Genomic DNA, 2,055 nt, shown 5'->3' with positions numbered 1-2,055 from the left:
CCGTCAGCCACGGCGTGCTGCACCACGCTCACTGCCCGGTCGCCGTGGTCCGCCGCCGCGGTGACGATCAACCTGGCCGCTGACCTGCTGTGGCCGGCCCCGCAGTGACCAGGGACCCGCGGCTTGGCGGCAGCGCGCGTGCGCAAAGGCTGAAGGTGTCACGATGGTCACCGCCTCTTGGGACTTCCGGCCCTATTTCCCGCCCCTCGCCCGGAGCTGTGATGAAAGCAACCGGGAAGAGCAGGAAGGAACTGGCCGGCCATGGACATGACCGTTGAGGACGTGATGACGAGCAAGGTCGTCTCCGTCACCGCCACCACCCCGTTCAAGGACCTCGCCGAAACGCTCGTCAGCAACGGCGTCAGCGCCGTTCCGGTTCTGGACGACGACAACCACGTGATCGGTGTGGTCTCCGAAGCCGACCTGCTGTGCAAAGAGGAGTTTCGCGAGCAGTTCTACCGCGAGGGCTACCGTCCGCCACTGCGTACCCGGCTGCGCCACCCCAGGAGCCGCCAGAAGGCGAGGGGCGACACCGCCGCCAACCTGATGACCAGTCCCGCCGTCACCGTCCCTCTTGAGGCGTCGGCGGTGGTGGCCGCCCGCCTCATGGACGCCCACGGTGTCAAACGACTGCCGGTCATCGATTACAACGGCCGGCTGCAGGGCATCGTCAGCCGCTGCGACCTCGTCAAGCTGTTCCTGCGTGGTGATGAGGAGATCGCCGCCGAGGTTCGCGATGACATCCTCGACCGCACTCTGTGGTTCGACACCTCCGGCGTGACCGTCTCGGTGAACGACGGTGTGGTCACGTTGTCCGGCCGGATGGAACACAGCGCCGAGGCCGCCATCGCCGTCCGCGTGGCCGGGCGCGTCAACGGCGTCGTCAGCGTGGTTGACGAACTGACCTGGAAGATCGACGACTCCGCGTGGAAGGCCGGATAGCCGTGCCCGGCACGCGATGTCCTTGGCGCGGAACACCAGGGACTTTCGCCTCTGACGAGGAGGATCCCGAGCGGGGAGGTTGAGGGTATGCAGCTTGACTCGTCCGGATTCGAGGTGCTCTCCCGGGAAGAGTGCCTCGGCCTGCTGTCCACGGCACCGATCGGACGGATCGTCTTCACCGACCACGCCCTCCCTGCCGTCCAGCCGGTCAACTTCCAGCTCAACGGCCATTCCATCGTGATCCGAACCGCGATCGGATCGAAGCTGGCCGCCGCCACCCGGCACGCCGTGGTGGCCTTCGAGGCCGACCAGTTCGACCCCGAACTGCGTACCGGCTGGTCTGTCACCACGGTGGGACGCGCGCGGGCCGTGACCGACCCGGACGAGATCAACCGGCTGACGGCGCTGCCGCTGACGGCCTGGGCACCGGGAAGCCGGGACCACTACATCGTGGTCGATGCCGAGCAGGTGTCCGGCCGCCGCATCATCGGCGGGGCGGTCGCCCGCCGCCAGGCGCACAGCGCGCCGGCCACCGAGGCGGGTCACGCGGAGAAGCCGTTCGCCGGCGGCCCGGCGTGCCGCTGACCACTTCGCCTGGGTGCGGGCCTCATTCCGGGCGAGCCGGTCCTGTTCCCGCCGTAATATCCGCAGCTTCCTGTACGTCGAGCCCGTGCCGGACTGCGGTCAGGCGGCGGCGCAGCCACATCCGCCCCGCCCGGCCAGGCGGGATCCGCAGTCTCATGGCTCTCCCCTGTATCCGGCCTCCAGCGCTTCCTCGCTGAGCATCGACAGTTCGCTTCGTGGCAGCACGGAGGCCAGGCCCGCTCGAAGATCTCCTCTACGCGCTCGGCAGTGCCGGACGACCCGCCGGCCAGTGCTGAAGGCCCCTGGCACCTGCCGCTTCGAGAGGGCCGGGGACCAAGGTCCCGGCGGGCTGGGTCGCCCGGCCCTACGGCGGGTTCCGGGAGTGCTCCGACACTGAAGGTGATGACTTCCTGCCCATGAGAGGGGCCCGAGGACATGGATCAGATCGTGCTCGGCTATGACGGCTCGGATTTCGCGATGCAGGCTCTGGACTGGGCGCTGGACGAGGCGGAGCTTCGCAAGCTGCCG

The 2,055-nt window shown here is 68.7% G+C and carries 2 protein-coding genes; both read left to right on the top strand.

The window, feature by feature from the left end:
* Window positions 1–261: 261 nt before the first annotated feature.
* Window positions 262–942, top strand: coding sequence for a CBS domain-containing protein (locus ABZS69_RS66970; protein ID WP_355395628.1), 681 nt, complete (start codon window positions 262–264; stop codon window positions 940–942).
* 87 nt (window positions 943–1,029) lie between these two features.
* A complete protein-coding gene (locus ABZS69_RS66965; protein ID WP_355395625.1) occupies window positions 1,030–1,527 on the top strand; it encodes a pyridoxamine 5'-phosphate oxidase family protein in 498 nt (165 codons plus the stop codon).
* Window positions 1,528–2,055 lie beyond the last annotated feature (528 nt).

Source organism: Nonomuraea sp. NPDC005650, assembly GCF_040605375.1.
GTDB lineage: Bacteria > Actinomycetota > Actinomycetes > Streptosporangiales > Streptosporangiaceae > Nonomuraea.
Note: the sequence above shows the minus strand (reverse complement) of the source record. Positions and strands in the feature narration are given on the sequence as shown.